Raw genomic sequence first — 17,447 nt, 5'->3', positions numbered from 1 at the left:
CTTCGCTTTCATAATTAGATAATGTAATTTCTGGAAGTTCGTTACCAAAAAATACTTGTCGGGTGGGCCAAATAGCCCGCCCAATTTATGTATGAAAAATGGCTGATCAAGATTTAAGAGCCAGTACATTTAGCTACATAACTCACAGGTACTACAGTAGGTATCTCTGGCGCATGAGCCACTAATTCTATAGTGCCATCGCGATTAATTACCCATCCTTGAGCTTCAATAATATGTGTTGATTTTGGAGAAGTTGCAACCAGCTTTTCTTGGCTTGCTGCTCCTAATTGATTTTTTCTATTACTGCTTGTAGATAATTGCCGCCAATCTGTCCAAACTGTTTGTCCTCTCAGCATATCAGTAGGATTTTCTGGTAATCCTCCCTTTCCGATGATGACAAACTCATTAGTTGTACTAGCACTACAAGCTTTAGCTACTAACTGAGTAACATCCACTATATCCTTTGGTAATTCTGCAATGGCAATCTTTTGAACGTCTTCTGGGTTAGTTATTTTGACTACACCATCAATCCCAAATTTAGAACTTGCATCAATTTCGCTATCTTGACTTTGAAAAAGTCCTTGGGTGTAAATTTGGATATTACCCCCATTGCCAAAAACAGCGTTAGCTCTCATATCGCTATTATTGTAACTGACGATAAAATCACTATTAATAAAAAGATTACCTCCGCCTCCCGTACTATCAGTAACGCTGCTACTAATGAGGCTATTGTTCTGCAAAAAGAGAAAATTATTATTTAAAGTAATATTGCCACCACCTGATTGAGTAGCAGTAGCAGTAATTAACCCTTGGTTTGCTCTGACTTGATTAGCGTTAATAAAAATATCACCAGCTTGACCTAATCCTGTACTATTTGTACTCAAGGTAGCTCCACTGTTCAAGGACAGCAAATTAGTATTAACTCTAATGGTGCCACCATTAGCATTACCTTTGGTATCCGCAGTAATTAAACTATTATTTCTAGCAACTAGAGATTCTTTAGTATTTATTTGAATATTGCCACCACCACCATTAAAGGTAGTAGCATTAATACTACTTTTAATATTGGAAGTAGTGTTATCAAAAAGCTCAATTAATCGAGCATCAATTTTAATATCACCTGCTAAACCTGTTCCTGGTGCAAGATTAGGGTTACGACTAGAAAAGTTACTAGCAGCAATGGTTGCACCATCTTGAATAGTCAGTTTATCTGTTGAGATATTTAACTGACCACCATTACCACTATTGGTAACAGCATTACTAAATAAACCACTACTACCACCAGAAATAAAACCACTTAAATTTATATCATGAGCTTGAATGGTTAAAACGCCGGCATTACCTGTACCAAATGTGCTAGTTGCAATTTGTCCACCATTACTTAAATATAGAGTTTCAGTATTAATATTTAATTCACCCCCTGCACCTGTCGCCTGACTTTGAACATTTGCGGCAATTATTGTCGGCAGTGGATTATTAGATGTTCCTTTAATTTCTATATTTTTAGCTACAATTTCTATCTTCCCAGCATTTCCTGAGCCAGCAGTTTTAGCAACTATCGTCGCACCATCAAATAAATTCAAATTCCCAGTTGTAACTTTTAACAAACCTCCATTACCTGTTGCACCTTTTTCAACATTGGCAAGTAAACCACTAGCAAGTGTGCCGGAATCTGTACCACTTAATTCTATATTTTTAGATGTAATTTCTAATTGCCCTGCATTACCAGCAGCAAATGCACTATTTTGAATTTGTGCCCCATTTTTAACTTCTAAGCTATCAGCATTAAGGAAAATATTACCGCCATTACCATCAGAATAAGTACTAGCTAATAACCCACTAGGATATTTTCCCAAAGCAGTACCGATAAATTGTGCTTTTTTCGCAGTAATCTGGATTTCCCCAGCATTACCTTTGCCAGACCAACTAGTAGTTGATATTTGCGCGCCATCAGTAACTAGTAGATTATTAGTTGCGATCGCAATTTTTCCCGCATTACCACCACCAGAATCAGTACTAGCGAATATCCCACTAGGCCCCAATCCACCGAAAGCTAGTTCTATATCTTCTGCTTGAATATTAACTGTTCCCCCAGTTCCCAACCCAAAGGTTGTACTACTAATTTGTCCACTATCAGTTGCAGTTAATTTCTGAGCAGCAATATCAATGCTACCACCATTACCGCTAGCTTCTGGAGACACATCGGTAGAGATAATTGTTGAAAAATCAGGACGACTATTAAACCCACTGACATTGAGTAATTCTGCAGCTTTAATCTTGATACTCCCTCCATTTAAATCATGTTCAGTATTGGCTAAAATTGCCGAACCATCAGTTAAATTAATATTTCTACCGATAACTTGAACATGACCGCTACCATCACCACTCACATCTATTGAAGCAGCCGCATTGAGATTAATATCTGCAAAATTATTCACTCCCTCATAGTTTAAAGTTAAGCCAGGATTATTGTAATTAATGGTAACGAAACTATCTTTAACAGCGCCAACTTCCACTCTACCTTGCCCTGCTGTTAAATTCCCACCTTTTAAATCAACATTACCGCCAACTAATGCCAGAGTATTACCAGCTTTTACCTCTAATCCTACAGGTCGATTTTCTCGAGAAGTGGCAAAAAACTCATTCACAAATAATTGATTACCTGGCCCTTGTACAGTGATATTTCCCGGATTTACTCCATACTGCAAGCCAAGAGGAGTATTGATAGTTAATAAAGTTTGTTGTTGCGGATTAACTGCACTATAAATACTGCCATCAGAAAATTTAATGCTATTCGCTGTACTTGCAAAAAAAGAACCACCAATGTTTAAGCTAGCATTCGTACCAAAAATAATACCATTAGGGTTAATTAAAAATAAATTTGCTAGGCCATTAGTACGAATTAAGCCATCAATTTGAGAAATCGAACTGCCTGTGACTCGAGTAATAATATTATTAACTTCTAAAGGATTATTAAAAAAAGCCGTATTGCCTGTGTTGACAGAAAATTGCTCAAAGCTATGAAAAAGGTTATTACCGACTTGAGTTCCACCTTGAATTTCAATTACATTTCCTGAAGTAACAGTTATTGAATTTGATGACAGGTTATTATCTGGGATAATTTGTGCAAATCCCTTTAATTGATTAATAATTAATAAATATAAAATGTAAAATAAAATTAAAAGTGGCTGTTTAGTTTTATTGAGTATCAATAATAAACTTGTACTTTCTGAAATTTTAAACATCTGGTTAGTGTAGGGCTACTATTCTTAGAGGTGACATTTTTAGGGTTCCCAAAAATTTTGCTTAACTAACCAGAAATTATTTACAAAAAAATTAGCTAACTAATCGCTAGTAATCCCAAGTCACATAAAACACCCCTGCTGGTATCCTAGCGCTGCTAAGGATTGCAGAGGGATGGGAACAGGCTCTATATAGAATTGAGATAATGGCGAGAAAACTTTTTCAATTTCAAACCAATTAAGCCTAATAAGCCAATACCGATTAATCCAGCATTATTGGCTGGTTCCGGAACAGAAGTAACATTCTCTTGCTCATCGACAGTGTCCCAAAAACCACCCATTTCAAAAACACCTTCTTGAGCGAGAATATCGACTAGGTCTTGTGTTTGATTTAAAGTACTAGTGGTGCTAGCACCACCCCAACGATTTAGATTTAACATATTCGTAATATCGAAATTACGGTTAATTTCTTGAATCCAATATGCAGCAGATTGAGCTTGTGAATTTAATGTTTGATTAGCCAAAATATTAGCATATTGGATTTGTGAATCTAATGTGTAATAGTTACTAGAATAAATCCTAGATTTTCTGTTCCAACCAATCACATCTAAAACATTGAGGTCTCGTTCATCGGCTTCACGCACAGCACCGACACGCAAAGCTGGTGCCATCACACCAATACTATTAGTGTAATTTTTCCAATGGCTGCCTTGAAAGCCATCGCCCTTAATACTAGTATCCTGACCAGTAGATAAATAACCTATGCTGCTCATACCACCATCAATAGAGAAGTAACTAGCATTACCGTTACTCAAATCTGATAAACCTTGAGTTTTGCTAGAGTCAGAATAACGGAATAAATCAAAGGGAGTAAACAGTTTTTTACGTAAATCTAAATCATTGTAGTTCTTAGCATTAATGCCATCGAGACTACTAACAAATCCTAAGATATGTGCGATTTCGTGAACAGCAACACTGTAGAGGTCAAATGCTTTAGTGTACCAGCTATTGACACTAGTGCTGGTGTAACCGCTGTTTGCCCATCCATAACCAGTATTATCTAGCTCATTTAAAACGATCACCCCATCTAAGGCAGTGCTATTTTTATCAATTAAATTTAATGCTTTGGCGTTGGCTTGAGTTAAATTAATTGTGTTATTAGAAAGCGTGAGTGTTTCTTGCTGTAGATTTTGAAAAATAGACTGCCATTGTGTACTGGAAGATAAATTGCTGACAGCAGTGTAATCAAATTGAGATTGGCGGTCATTATTCAATGCATTCCAAAAAGAATTATAGCTCACATTATTTACAAACGCTGGAATAGAGCCACCAAGCATCCCTTTTGGCAATTTACTCGAAGAAGCAAAATCAACGTGAATGTTCACAGTAGCATCATCACTTAGGTAATCAGCCCAGTATCTTCCTGCAAATTCAAAAGCAGTTTTTTGCTGATAAGTCACACCTGCATCGTATGTAAAGTTAAATGTCAATGCTTGGGCTGGTAAGGTATAAGTGATGATAGTAGTTGATGCTAGCGCTAGCGTTATTAATTGAGGAAAATTATTAGTTTTAATACATTTGTGATTTTTCTGCTTTTGGGATGACATAATCGTAATTCTCTGTAAATCAAAAGTAATAATTAATTTACAAGATAACTCCAAAAACATACATGATTAATTTATTTGCTATAAAGTCATATTAATTATGGATAAATTTTTATTGGCTATCCAGTCGTAATATCTTTAAAAATTGTAATTTATTAGCTAATTTTATAAAAATACCATATCTTACTTATCTATAATTGTTAATTGCTTTTCTAAATATATCTTTTACAGTCATTAGCTACGCTATAAATACTTAAGTTTTCTGATTTTTTTCCTGTGAAATCAGAATTTATAATTTTATTTTAGTGAAAATACTGATAATTAAAAACAGCTATTTGGATAAACACAGGACTTACGCAACTGACACAGTGATTGTCTGGCATAAGATTTGCAACAGACGCGATTAATCGCGTCTGTACAAATGTCCAGGGTCAAAAATTTAGGTTTTTTGGACTCTTGACATTTGAACGCCAGTTCACTCAACGGAGGGAACCTCCGCACGTGACTGGCTCCCCTAGACAAACCTCAACGAAAAAAATATGACATTTGCGTAAGTCACCCAATTTTAGATTTTGGATTTACGATAGCGCAGCGTTAGCGAGTCCGCGAGCGTCTTTTGGATTGACCTCTCCTTATAAAGAAGAGGCTTAAGTATTGAATGATTTTTTTGCTCTTTCTCCGTCAACGGAGGAGCCACTCTCGTGGGCGGGTTTCCCGACTTGAGAGAAGTGGCGTGAGCCAGTGCGGTGGGCGGGTTTCCCGACATAAGGCAACTGGCGTAGGCTTGAAACCGTTTTTTGGATTTTATTTTTAGATTTAATCTAAAATCTAAAATCTAAAATCCAAAATTGTCTCGGTCATCAAACAATAAAATTCATCTGCTCATGCCATTTAATACCATTTTCAAAAAATGGTATCAGTTAGCTATTAACTTGATTGAAATTACCCAAAGGACTGTAAGCCAGTTATAGCCAATTTCCTACCAACACAAACGCTGACCAATAATAGGGGTGCTGAAAATTAGCATCTTGTAAAAAAATCAATTGAGTTTGTCGCAAAGCTTCTGCTTTACCAATTCCAGGTTTTTTGAGATGTTTATAAAACTCAACCATAAATTTAGCTGTAGACTCGTCTTGTACTGCCCACAAGGTAGCTATAGTACTACGCGCGCCAGAACGTACTGCTACTCCAGCTAAACCTAATATTGCGCGATTGTCTCCTTTTGCTGTTTGACAAGCACTGAGAACCATTAATTCTACCGGTGTAGAATTAACCTCGTTTCTGGATTTGAGAAACTCACTTAATTCCTTAACGTTAATCTTGCCATCCCAGCTAAGTATAAAAGTATCATCTGACTTACTGCTAAACTGACCATGAGTAGCGAGATGCAATACAGAAAAAGGAATTGATTTGATAGCTGTTTGCAGGTTAGCGTCGGTAAATTTTTCATTTAAAAGTAGCTGTGAAGAAATTTCAGCGCTAATTTCTGTGACTTCTGATTTAACAGCTGGTAAAGCTTTAAACCCTTGGCGTGCTTCGCTGAGTGCGGCTGTAATCACTTTAATATTATCTCGCTTGAGTGAGTGGGCTTGTAATAATTGCATTCCTGGCGATAAAGCCAAGCTATATTTCTCTACTAAATAATTTTTGCCATCATACAAAGCCGCCATTGGTAAATTTCGCAAGGAACCATCTAAAACAAAGGTCAAAGTTTTGATTTTACTATTGGCTAACTGCGATTCGGCGGGACGGATAAGTAAGTCGTAGAATTTTTGGGAAACAGATAAAGCATTCTCTTGCGAAAAAGCCGGGTTGAGAGATTGACGCATCTGTTTGATAGTCTTTTCTATTTCCGCTTTTGAGATGTCTGTTTTGTAATTAATTAAGGGTTGCCCGGAAATCGAGACAATAACTTCTAAGCGATCGCCTAAAATAATCGGATAGATAACAGCTGCATTTTTATCAATTTTGTCGATTTGCTCTGGTTTACCATTTAAACAAGCTTCATGGAAGAAATTGTCTAATTCAGCGAGTTGTAGCCCTTCGATAGTTTCTCGCGCTTGCTTTAAGTTTTTCTGGCTGGGGTGAAATTGGAGTAATAAATCAACGAACTCCCGATACACTGGTTCCACACTCTCTTGAAAGGAGAACTGGACATCACGATTAATCGCCACTAAGTCGCTACGCAGAGACTTGAGGGTTTTGACGGAGAAATTATAAGCTGCGATCGCACCTTCAGTGTTACCTTTAATTTTGAGAATGCGCCCAACTTGCCAGGAAGCTTGATAAGCAATGTCCGCCGCATTAATTTCTTGAGCGATTGTCAATGCTTTTTGGGTCAGTTGTAAAGCCTCAGATAACTGCTGCTGCTCAAAGTATAATTTTCCTAATTCATTTAAGGCATAAGCTTGAGCACGTAAGTCTTTCAAACTGTCGGCTTGTTGTATGGCACGTGCTAAAGTTACTGCAGCTTCTTTAGCTAAATCTTGATTGTCTCCAGCCGATTTTGTCAACTTAGCCAAACTACGCGCAAAGTTAACTGTGGCATAGATAGACATCCGGCTAGGCGGCAGATTCTCTAATTGTGATTTAATTTCAGGTAATAAAGCATTAGCCGCTTGTACTTGTGCATTATCTAAATACAGGCTGAGTTGATTGAGTTGTGCTTCTAGGTGTAGTTGGGGATTAGTTGCCTTAGCTAGCACTTGTTGATAATAATCTAAAGCCTCTGCAGTTTGTTGTAAATCTCTAGCTGTATTTCCCAAGCTAAAAAGAACATCGCCGATATTGTCTGTAGAGTTCAGGCGAGTGCTAATTGCTAAACTTTGCTTTAAAATTTCCTGGGATTGCTGTAAATTTCCCACCTGTTGCAAAACAACTCCCAAGCTTTGCAATGCTTTAGCTTTGATGATGGAATCTGGCTGATTTTGCAGCTTTTGATTGATAGCTATTAACAACTTCTGCGCTCTGCGATAAAATCCTAAAGCCTGTAGTGCCTGCGCTTGGTTAATTTGACTACCTAATTTACCTGCATCATCACCAGCTTGAGCATAATTTTTTTCTGCATCTTGCCAAGCTTGTAAAGCTGCTTCTCCTTGTCCTTTGGTAAGTTGGAGATTTCCTAGAGTATTAAAAGCTACTGCCCAAATTGCAGCATTATTTTGATTTTTGGTGTTCAGGCGTTGCAGCAGATTGAGACTGTTAGTAATTGAAACTTCCGCCTTTTGCCAATCTCCCAAGTTTTGTAAAGCTAAAGATAGATAACTCAAACTCCAAGCTTGGTTGATAGTGTCACCTTGTTCTGCAAAAGCAACAGATGCAGCTTCCCAAAGTTTCGCTGCTTCGGTAAAGCGTCCTGCGGCAAACTGAATTCTACCTTGTTCCAGTAGGGAATTGGGATTTAAGACTGAGCTTGTAGTGATTTTCCCATCCTGAATTTCTGAGTGCAAATTGATATTTGCTAGGGCTGGAATGCTAGCTGTGACGACAAATAATGTCAGCAATCCTAAATTCATTGTATAAGCAAAAGAGCCAATGATCTGTTGATTTTTGTGCATAAATTTACATTCCCATAGTGACAAGCAATAGAAACCTATTTTCTACTGTTCCCTAAAATCCTTGTTTTATTTCACTATAGGTTTGTTCAAAGGCTCAATTTTACTCCTCAGATCCCAGGATTTCATGCTTATACAGGGATTTCAATGACAAATCTTGTGCCTTCTCCTAATACTGAAAAACATTGGATTTTTCCTTGGTGTTTTTCTTCAATAATCTGTTTACTAATAGATAAACCTAGTCCAGTACCTTTACCAATTGATTTAGTAGTAAAAAATTGGTTAAATACTTGCTCTATAAGTTCCGGAGCAATCCCAGAAGCATTATCCGCAAAGGTGATAGTGAGCAAATTTTCATCCCGATTAAGTCGGGTTTCAATCACAATTTCATATCCAACATTTTCTGGAATAGGTAATTTTTCATTTTTTTCATCAAAAGCGTCAATAGAGTTAGAAATTATATTCATAAACACTTGGCTAATTTGCCCAGGATAGCATTTAAACAAAGGGATATTTCCATAATTTTTTATCACTAATATTTGCGATCGCTTATTACTTGCCTTCAGACGATGCTGCAAAATTAGCAAAGTACTATCAATACCTTCGTGAATATCAAAATCTACTTGATGAGATGTATCTGTACGGGAAAAAGTACGTAAACTAGTGCTAATGTCGCTGATGCGTTCTACACCGATATTCATATATGAAAGCAGTGCAGGCAAATCTTTGATAATTTGCTCTAAATCTATCATCTTGGCATCTTTAACAATATTCGTAGGTGGATCTGAATAGTGTTGACGATAAAGTTGCAAGTGGTTAACTAAGTCATCGATATAATTGCCAATAAAATGCAAGTTACCTGTTAAAGAGGTGAGGGGATTGTTAATTTCATGAGCTACACCAGCAACTAATTGACCAAGAGTAGACAATTTTTCGTTCTGCACTAATTGGAGTTGAGATTGCTTTAATTCATCCAGTGCTTGCAAAAGCTTGGTGGTACGTTCTTCTATCCGCTGCTCTAACTGTTGATTCTGTAATTCTAGTTGTTTTGTTAAAAATCGAATCTTTAAATGGACGTGAATTCTGGCTAAAACCTCTTCTTTTTGAAAAGGTTTAGTAATATAATCTACACCTCCAATTAAAAGCCCTTGCACCTTATCAAATTTGTCTGATAGAGCGGTCAAAAAAATTATTGGTATATCATGAGTTGCAGGATTTTTTTTGAGGATTTGGCAGGTGTTAAATCCATCAAGACCTGGCATCATTACATCTAATAAAATCAAATCTGGTTGGGCATATTCAGCTTGTTCAATAGCACTTTGACCATCAATGGCAGTCAAAATTTCCCAGCCATAATTAGAGATAGCATTACATAATACTTTGAGATTGGTTTGATTGTCATCAACAATCATAATAGTTGCTTGTTCAACATTAATATTTTTCATAAACTTATATCCTGATAAGATTTAATAATTGCCCGAATAGGTTTGGTTTGAAAGTTATCAGCAAGTTGTCTAATTTTGTGACAAAAAGGTGCAAATTTTTGATCTGCAGCTTCAAGCTCATTCAATAATATTTGTATACTAGGAATATTCCCTCTCATTGCTAAATCAAACAGCTGATCTAGTTCAGTTGCAGGAGGTGCAATGATTACTTGCTCTGTTTGATTTTCAGAATCTAGTTCTAAGGCGCTATCTTCTTGATAAATCCAAGTCAGTTGTAAATATTTTTCTAAAATTTTAAAAATTTCATCTATCTCAAAGGGTTTGGCTAAAAACTCATTACCTCCCACAGCTAAACTTTTTATTTGGTCATTTTCAAATACACTGGCTGAAGAAACTATAATTGGCAGATTTTTAAACTGATGCAAATTTCTTAAATTATGCATCATTTCAAAACCGTCCGTAATTGGCATTTTTAAATCAGTGATAATTAAGTCTGGCTGACTCTCTATGGCTGTTTCTAAACCTTCTTTTCCATTAGTAGCTTCCCAGCAAGTGAATCCTATTGGTTGCAGGAGATTGATAATAACAGAACGATTTTCAAGTTGGTCATCTACAATTAAGATTTTTGGTTGTTTATTTTGAATACCGACAATTTTTTTCTTGGGAGATATAGTAGCAGTATTGGTGGCTACTTCAATCACTTCTAGATTCACATCGAACCAAAATTTACTACCAACTGATAAAGTGCTAGTGACATTAATTTGGCTACCCATTAATTCAGCTAGTTTGCAGCTAATGGCTAATCCTAATCCTGTACCTTCTACTTGTTTATGTTTATCTCCTACTTGCTCAAAAGGTAAAAAAATCTTTTCTAGCTGTTCGGGTGTCATCCCTACACCTGTATCTTCAATTTTAAAGCGAATTTTACTTAATATATTTTCAGGATTATTTTCTATTTGTAATACTTCTACCTTAAAAGTTACACTACCAATATCAGTAAATTTAATGGCATTACCAAGTAAATTAATTAAAACTTGCCGTAACCGTTTTTCATCAGCATTGATTCCTAAAGGAAGTTGAGGATCTAATTGATCAATAAATGAGATACCTTTTTGTTGAGCACGTATGCGGCAGATTTCTACTACTCCAATCAAAAAGAAAGAGAAATCAAAGTTTGTTTTGTGTAGTTCTAGTTTTCGAGCTTCAATTTTCGACAGGTCTAAAATATCATTGATGAGAGTGAGTAGGTGAGAACCGCATTGATGAATAATTTTGATACCATCTAGTTCTGATGGCGCTATTTTTTCAGAACGTTCGAGGATTTGTGCGTACCCTAAAATTCCATTTAAAGGTGTCCGCAGTTCATGGCTCATATTAGCTAAAAATTCGCTTTTAGCTTGGTTGGCAACATCAGCAGCAATTTTAGCAATTTCTAATTCTTTAGTGCGATCGCTGACTTTTTGCTCTAACGTATAAGAGTACTCCTGTAATTCCTCATTCGCTTTTTCTAGTTGTGATTGTTTATAAAAATTAGTGATGACAATTCCACAGATAAGGACAGCTAGTAACGGTGAAATGCTAGGAATCCACCAACCTGCTAAAAAAGCTAAATAGCTGCTACCTAAAAGAGTCGCAATTGCAAATATAATTCCTACTATAGGTAATCCTGGCAATTTCCACTTACCAAGAGATTTTACGTGCAACAAGCGCCAAGTCAGACTACTACTGATAAATGACCAGCATAAAATCCATAGCCATTCTGCATGGGAAGACCATATTTGTATAAGAGGTCTACTATCTAATGCTGCACTTAAAATTTGGCTAGTTAAATTGGCATGAACTACAACCCCTGCCATAGGTTCTCCATTATTCTGAAACTTAGGATTATAAGAAACGTTAAAAAAGTCATTGATACTCTTAGCTGTAGTACCAATCAAAACAATGCGATCGCGTACTAACTCCTGTGAGACAGAATTATTTAGTATATCCCGCATTTTGACTGTATCAAAATGATTTTTACGTCCTCGGTAGTTCAATAAAATTTGGTATCCGCCAACATCTGCACCGCGATAAATAAACTCTTTACCTTTTAAGGGTGTGAATATGGCTTTACCTAATTGCAAGCTAGTCTCTGTTTGATCTATTGCTTCTAGAGAAATATGTTGAGGTTCTAGATAAATTAAGCTTAAGCGCGCTGCTAAACCTAAAAAAATTTCCCCGTTGCGATCGCCAGCCGAAAGCAAACCCCGTCTGACTTTACCATCTGTATCCAACACAAAATCAGAAAGCGCAATTTGCCCTTGTGCAGATAAAGTTGGTGATGGTGCTACACTATCCCCTGCGAGTTTTTTGACACCAATTAAGGTAGGTGTAGATTTCATCACTGCGACTAATTCTTGATACCCTGGTTCTACTGGCAAATCTCGATAAATATCCATACCAATAGCTGCTGGTTGTTGAGCCTTGAGTTTTGTGAGGAGTTGAGCTAAGACAGCATCAGGAATCGGCCATTTACCAACTTGAGTAATGTCTTTTTCATCAATGGTGACAATGAGGATACGCTTATCTCGTGCTTCTAGAGGTCGTAGAGCAAAAAACTGCTCCATAGTACTCCATTCCAGTAGTTGAAATAAACCTGTCATACCCCCAGCAATCACCAATATGCTGACGCTAGGAGCAGTTATCAATACAAAGCGCCAATGCTTAAAAATGGTTCTAATTGAACCTATCCTCAATAAATTTGCGAATAATGCTTTCAACAATAAGCCCATTTTAAATTAATAATTAATAATTTTATAAAATTAGAAAGTGGGGAATAATTTAATTACTGTTTACTCCCCACCTTAGCTTTAGTTACTATTAGTTAATTAATTAACGAGTGGTTCGTTGGCAATCACATTTAAATTAACTGATTTTAAAAGGTCTTGCCAAGCATTAGTTAAAGCTTGATTATTTGGTTGCGATCGCCTGAGTTCTGCCAGAATAGACAGAGAATCATACCAAATACCAGTTTCAGCTAATTTAGAAATTAGCTCTAATGATATGGGTTTTTGATTTTTACTAGTTAAACTGCGATCAGCTTCTACACGGCGAATCCATCCACCTACCCAAGGACTATCTGTGTCTAGCTCTTCAGTGCAAATCATGACTAAAGACCATTTATAATTTTTGCCTGTCTTCAGCGCTGGTACAGAAGTTGGCAGTTTTACTTCCATCACTCCCGGTTTTTCGGGCAAAGTTAAGGCTGTCTGATAATAAGTTTTCGAGCCATCATCTTGGAGCGTAAACAATGCTTTTTGCGCTTTACTAGCTGGAAGGTAGACAAATATTGTGGGACGATCTGCAACAGTAAAGCCAATATTAGAATTGGGCATTAACGGTGTTACCGATGCACTATTAGAGACTTTCGTTCCAAATCCACAAATATTATCATTCCTTGAGCCTCCCCCAGATGAGCGTTGAGGTGCTTGCGCTCCTGGAGGTTTAAAGGTTACTCCTGCCATCACTGGTGTTATGGATATAGGAATAATAGATGATGAAATTATCAATGCTATTCCTAACAGTGGTGATTTAAAAAAAGGTTGTTTTTTTGCTGACATAAACTAACTTATATTTTGAGCAGCTATTTCTTATAACTGCTTGATAAACAATAACTACAATTACTAATATGGCATAAAATTAAATAATAATAGTTTATTTACAGTATTTTCACTTGCCATCAGTATAAGTACGCAAAGCTGAGGAAAATACGCAAAAAATTGGATTTTTATTGATTTTTTTATTGATTAATTATTAATTAATCAATGATATTTGTAAAAATAATTATACTAGATATATAAATAATTAAATGGCAATAATTAGCAGGTTAATTGAGTGTTAGGGATTTTTAAGCTATGTAATTGACCAGATTAATTTCTATTGATAAATGCAAATTTTTTGGGCTTTTATCTATAAATAAAAGTTGAATTTGATTACAAATGGTAATACAACAATTTTTAGATGCATTAATTACAAAATGCTAGGACACAACAATTTTGTGTCCTAAATCAGGATATCACTACTTTGTAGTATGCTGTATGACTTAACTGCTAGCTTTAAAAGAATTGTGCGATCGCTCTGATGAAGAGAAAAGATAGCAGCTTCAGAAAATTAGTCATTGGTCATTTGTAATAGTTTCAAGCCTATTTACGTTTCGTAACATATTTGGGTTGATTTCCACCGATTTATTTATGTAAATCTTATACTGCTACGGTTACAACCCGATCCTGTGCTAGCTTACCATCTTCCATGTGAACGATGCGATCGGCTATGTCTAAAATCCGGTTGTCATGAGTCACCATCAAGATTGTACAGCCTTGTTCCTTGGCTAATTGTTGCATGAGGTTAACCACATCTCGCCCAGATTTACTATCAAGCGCCGCCGTTGGTTCATCCGCTAGCACAATTTTAGGACGACTGACCAAAGCACGTGCGATCGCTACCCGTTGTTTTTGTCCCCCTGATAAATCATCAGGATAGTAATTGAGGCGCTGTTCTAATCCTACCTGCTCTAGCATTTCAGCCGAGCGCTGTTTCATTTCCTGGGGTGAAATATCTTGATGCAGTTCTAATCCCATTCTCACATTCTGAAGCGCTGTCAAACTTCCATGCAAGTTATGTGCTTGGAAAATATAGCCGTGGCTGCGTCTAGCTTCGGTAAGTTGTGCTGCATTTGCACCGCAGAGTTCCCTTCCCAATATTTGCAAACTACCAGACTGAGCAGAACGCAAGCCTCCTACTAAGGTTAGTAAGGTGGTTTTACCAGAACCCGAAGGCCCAGTCATGATGATAATTTCGCCAGCATTGATTTCTAAATTGATATCAAACAAAACTTGCTTTTTCAGTTGACCTTGACCAAAGTAGTGGTCGAGATTTTGGATAGAGATTACTGGATTCATAGCAGGGGATGAAGGAGATGAGGAAGTAGGGGGAGATGAGGGGGATGAGGGAGAAATAATAAATGTCTCATTACCAATTACCAATTACCCATTACCAAATGACAAATGACAAATGACTAATGACTAATGATTAAAACATATCTGCGGGGTCAGCAGATTGAACTTTGCGTGTGGCGATCGCACCGGAAATCATGCACATAATGATGGTAAGTACTTGTACTTGGATGGCTCTGGCTAAGGTCATATATAAAGGTAAATTTGTGGCGTTGCGTGTGAGTGCATATAGTCCTATAGAAACGCCGAAACCAGGTAGAAAGCCTAATATTGCCATAATTATCGCTTCTTCAAAGACGATACCTAATAAGTAGAGGTTGTTGTAACCCATCGCTTTGAAGGTGGCGTATTCTTTCATGTGGGCGTTGACATCTGTGGAGAGAACTTGATAAACGATGATCACGCCAACCATGAATCCCATCGATACGCCGAGGCTGAAGATAAAGCCGATCGCAGTGTTGGTTTTCCAGTATTCTTTTTCAAATTCGATAAATTCTGCTTTAGTTAAAACTTTGACATCTTCACCCAGATGAGATTTTAAGGCTGTAGCAGTTTGCTTGGGGTCATAACCTGGTTGCAGTTGAATTAAACCAATGCTGAGGCTGCTAGCATCCCGTCTAGGAAATACTCGTAGAAAGTTCTGGTCGCTAGTAATTAATGTACCATCGGCAATAAAGGATGCACCGACGGAAAATAAGCCGTTAATGCTAATTGTGCGGCGGTCGATTTCTGTGGTGACAGGTTTTCCGCTATTAATTTGAGCGATCGCCTTTTGATAATCTCCTCTAGAGGCGCGATCGAAAAGCATGGTATCTGGTAGCTTGACAATATCTTTTTGGCGGTTGACTTCTGGTAAGTCTAATACTTGCTTGTCAGGGTTAAATCCCATCACTAGCACCGCTGTCTTTTTCTTGGTTTGGGGATTCTTCCAATCGCCAAAATTAATATACATACCTTCAGCTGACTTTACCCCTGGGAAGTCCATTGCTTGATACAGTCGCCGTCTGGTAAAGCTGGACATATTCGCCAAGTTCCGTGCTTGGGGACTGACAAGCACAATGTCAGCTTGCATACTGCGGTGCAATCTGGTGTTACTCTCATACAATGCAGTCTGAAATCCCAGTTGCATAAACATGAGAACATCTGCAAAGGCAATACCTGAGAGTGCAACTAATAAACGGCTTCTTTGATGACTTAATTGCAACCATCCTAAAGGTGTGCGTCGTTGGAGTTGAGAGATAAATCCAATCATTGCTCAATCACCGCCTTAACTTGCAAATTGGTAAACTGAGCTGCTTTAACGCTGGATGCTTGATCTAGGCGCACATGAACTTCTACTATTCTTGCGTCAATATTACTGGAAGGATCGGCATTAATCACATTTTGCCGTTGTATCTGCATTCCGAGCCAATCAACGGTTCCTTGTAATTCGCCAGGAAGAGAATCGCTGCTGACTTTGACTTTTTGACCAGGCCGGACTTTATGAATATCACTTTGGTATACTTCTGCAACTGCATACATCTGATCGGTTTGGCCTAGTTCCACAATGCCATCATTACCAACAGTTTCACCAGCACGGCTATTAATTTTGAGAATTTGTCCAGCTTTGGGAGCGCGAATATATGCTTGATTGAGTTGCGCTCTAATTTTCTCGACAGCAGCTTGGGCGCTGTTTACCTCGGCTTGCGCGTTAGCTACATCTGTGGGACGAACTTCTGCAGTTTGGTTGAGGGTAGCTTTGGCTTCACTAATTTGCTGTTCTAAGGTGGCGATAGTTTTATCGCGGTTGGCTTTAGCTTCGTTGATTTGTTGTTCTAGGGTGGCGACAGTTCTGGCTTTGGTAGCTTGGCTTTCGATAAATTGCTGGGTGGAAGTTTCAGCACTTAATCTGCGGCGATCTACTTCTTGACTAGAAATTGCACCTTCTTTATATAAACTCTCATAGCGTTGCACATCAGCTTGCGCGTTGCTTTTCTCAGCCGCGACACGTGCAACTGTTGCTTGCAAACTTTGCTGTTGTCCTTGCAGTTCTGCTTCTAAACGATTAATTGTGGCTTGTTGCGTTTTTATACTTCCGGCTAGTTCAACTTGCAGACGGTTGATAGTAGCTTGACGCGCTGCTATTTCTCCCTGTTTTGCTCCAGCTTTTACCTGCGCCAGACGGGATTTAGCGACTTCTACTTGTCTTTGCGCTTCATCCAAACTCGCCTGTAAGCGATCGCGACTATCCATAATTGCAATTACTTGTCCAGCTTTGATGCGATCGCCTTCTTTCACCAACAACTGCTCTACGCGATTTCCTTCATTAGCCGTCGGTGCAGATAGTTTAATCACCTCACCATTCGGTTCCAGCCGTCCCAAGGCAGTTACAGTTTTTACTACTGGCTGCATAGCTGCTGCTACTTCTGGCTTTTTCGCAGAATCAGCTTGGAACTTAGTTACCGTATAAACGCTAGCTCCTGCTGTAACTAAAGCTGTAATTATCGCTATGGTTGCAGGTGACTTCAAAAAAGTTTGGGAAGCTCGAAAACCCGTTAAATTCCAGTTTTGCGCCATAGTATTCCCCTCTTGCTGGCGGCAATTAAACTAAACCGTCCAGTTCAAAATTATG

9 protein-coding genes are annotated in these 17,447 nt (G+C 37.8%); all 9 read right to left on the bottom strand.

What is annotated here, in order from left to right:
- Nucleotides 1-113 precede the first annotated feature (113 nt).
- On the bottom strand, nucleotides 114-3,245 hold the full coding sequence (locus HGR01_RS13995; RefSeq protein WP_045870469.1) for a filamentous hemagglutinin N-terminal domain-containing protein: 3,132 nt from the start codon (nucleotides 3,243-3,245) through the stop codon (nucleotides 114-116).
- A gap of 185 nt (nucleotides 3,246-3,430) precedes the next feature.
- The gene (locus tag HGR01_RS13990) at nucleotides 3,431-4,849 is read right to left on the bottom strand and encodes an NF038122 family metalloprotease (RefSeq protein WP_155539230.1); all 1,419 of its coding nucleotides are present in this window, start codon (nucleotides 4,847-4,849) and stop codon (nucleotides 3,431-3,433) included.
- A 962-nt stretch (nucleotides 4,850-5,811) separates the two neighbouring features.
- The gene (locus tag HGR01_RS13985; protein WP_045870471.1) at nucleotides 5,812-8,403 is read right to left on the bottom strand and encodes a CHAT domain-containing protein; all 2,592 of its coding nucleotides are present in this window, start codon (nucleotides 8,401-8,403) and stop codon (nucleotides 5,812-5,814) included.
- Nucleotides 8,404-8,531: 128 nt separating this feature from the next.
- Complete coding sequence (locus tag HGR01_RS13980; protein WP_045870472.1) at nucleotides 8,532-9,845, bottom strand: response regulator; 1,314 nt, start codon at nucleotides 9,843-9,845, stop codon at nucleotides 8,532-8,534.
- A complete protein-coding gene (locus HGR01_RS13975) occupies nucleotides 9,842-12,487 on the bottom strand; it encodes a CHASE2 domain-containing protein (RefSeq protein WP_228045371.1) in 2,646 nt (881 codons plus the stop codon). Before HGR01_RS13975 ends, HGR01_RS13980 begins: the two co-directional genes overlap by 4 nt.
- 225 nt (nucleotides 12,488-12,712) lie before the next feature.
- The gene (locus HGR01_RS13970; RefSeq protein WP_045870473.1) at nucleotides 12,713-13,444 is read right to left on the bottom strand and encodes a DUF928 domain-containing protein; all 732 of its coding nucleotides are present in this window, start codon (nucleotides 13,442-13,444) and stop codon (nucleotides 12,713-12,715) included.
- A 639-nt stretch (nucleotides 13,445-14,083) separates the two neighbouring features.
- Nucleotides 14,084-14,782, bottom strand: a complete 699-nt coding sequence (locus HGR01_RS13965) for a DevA family ABC transporter ATP-binding protein (protein WP_045870474.1) — start codon at nucleotides 14,780-14,782, stop codon at nucleotides 14,084-14,086.
- A 130-nt stretch (nucleotides 14,783-14,912) separates the two neighbouring features.
- Nucleotides 14,913-16,088 carry an ABC transporter permease DevC gene (gene devC / locus HGR01_RS13960; protein ID WP_045870475.1) on the bottom strand — a complete coding sequence of 392 codons (1,176 nt, stop codon included), beginning with the start codon at nucleotides 16,086-16,088 and terminating at the stop codon, nucleotides 14,913-14,915.
- Entirely contained in the window at nucleotides 16,085-17,392 is a 1,308-nt protein-coding gene (locus HGR01_RS13955) for an ABC exporter membrane fusion protein (RefSeq protein ID WP_045870476.1), read from the bottom strand. Before HGR01_RS13955 ends, devC begins: the two co-directional genes overlap by 4 nt.
- Between the last annotated feature and the right edge of the window lie 55 nt (nucleotides 17,393-17,447).

The organism is Tolypothrix sp. PCC 7712, assembly GCF_025860405.1.
Taxonomy (GTDB): domain Bacteria; phylum Cyanobacteriota; class Cyanobacteriia; order Cyanobacteriales; family Nostocaceae; genus Aulosira; species Aulosira diplosiphon.
This window is presented reverse-complemented; position numbering and strand designations above follow the sequence as displayed.

Coding starts and splice junctions, on each gene's coding strand:
- HGR01_RS13995 (WP_045870469.1), bottom strand. CDS start 3,245: ATGTTTAAAATTTCAGAAAGTACAAGTTTATTATTGATACTCAATAAA.
- HGR01_RS13990 (WP_155539230.1), bottom strand. CDS start 4,849: ATGTCATCCCAAAAGCAGAAAAATCACAAATGTATTAAAACTAATAAT.
- HGR01_RS13985 (WP_045870471.1), bottom strand. CDS start 8,403: ATGCACAAAAATCAACAGATCATTGGCTCTTTTGCTTATACAATGAAT.
- HGR01_RS13980 (WP_045870472.1), bottom strand. CDS start 9,845: ATGAAAAATATTAATGTTGAACAAGCAACTATTATGATTGTTGATGAC.
- HGR01_RS13975 (WP_228045371.1), bottom strand. CDS start 12,487: ATGACAGGTTTATTTCAACTACTGGAATGGAGTACTATGGAGCAGTTT.
- HGR01_RS13970 (WP_045870473.1), bottom strand. CDS start 13,444: ATGTCAGCAAAAAAACAACCTTTTTTTAAATCACCACTGTTAGGAATA.
- HGR01_RS13965 (WP_045870474.1), bottom strand. CDS start 14,782: ATGAATCCAGTAATCTCTATCCAAAATCTCGACCACTACTTTGGTCAA.
- devC (WP_045870475.1), bottom strand. CDS start 16,088: ATGATTGGATTTATCTCTCAACTCCAACGACGCACACCTTTAGGATGG.
- HGR01_RS13955 (WP_045870476.1), bottom strand. CDS start 17,392: ATGGCGCAAAACTGGAATTTAACGGGTTTTCGAGCTTCCCAAACTTTT.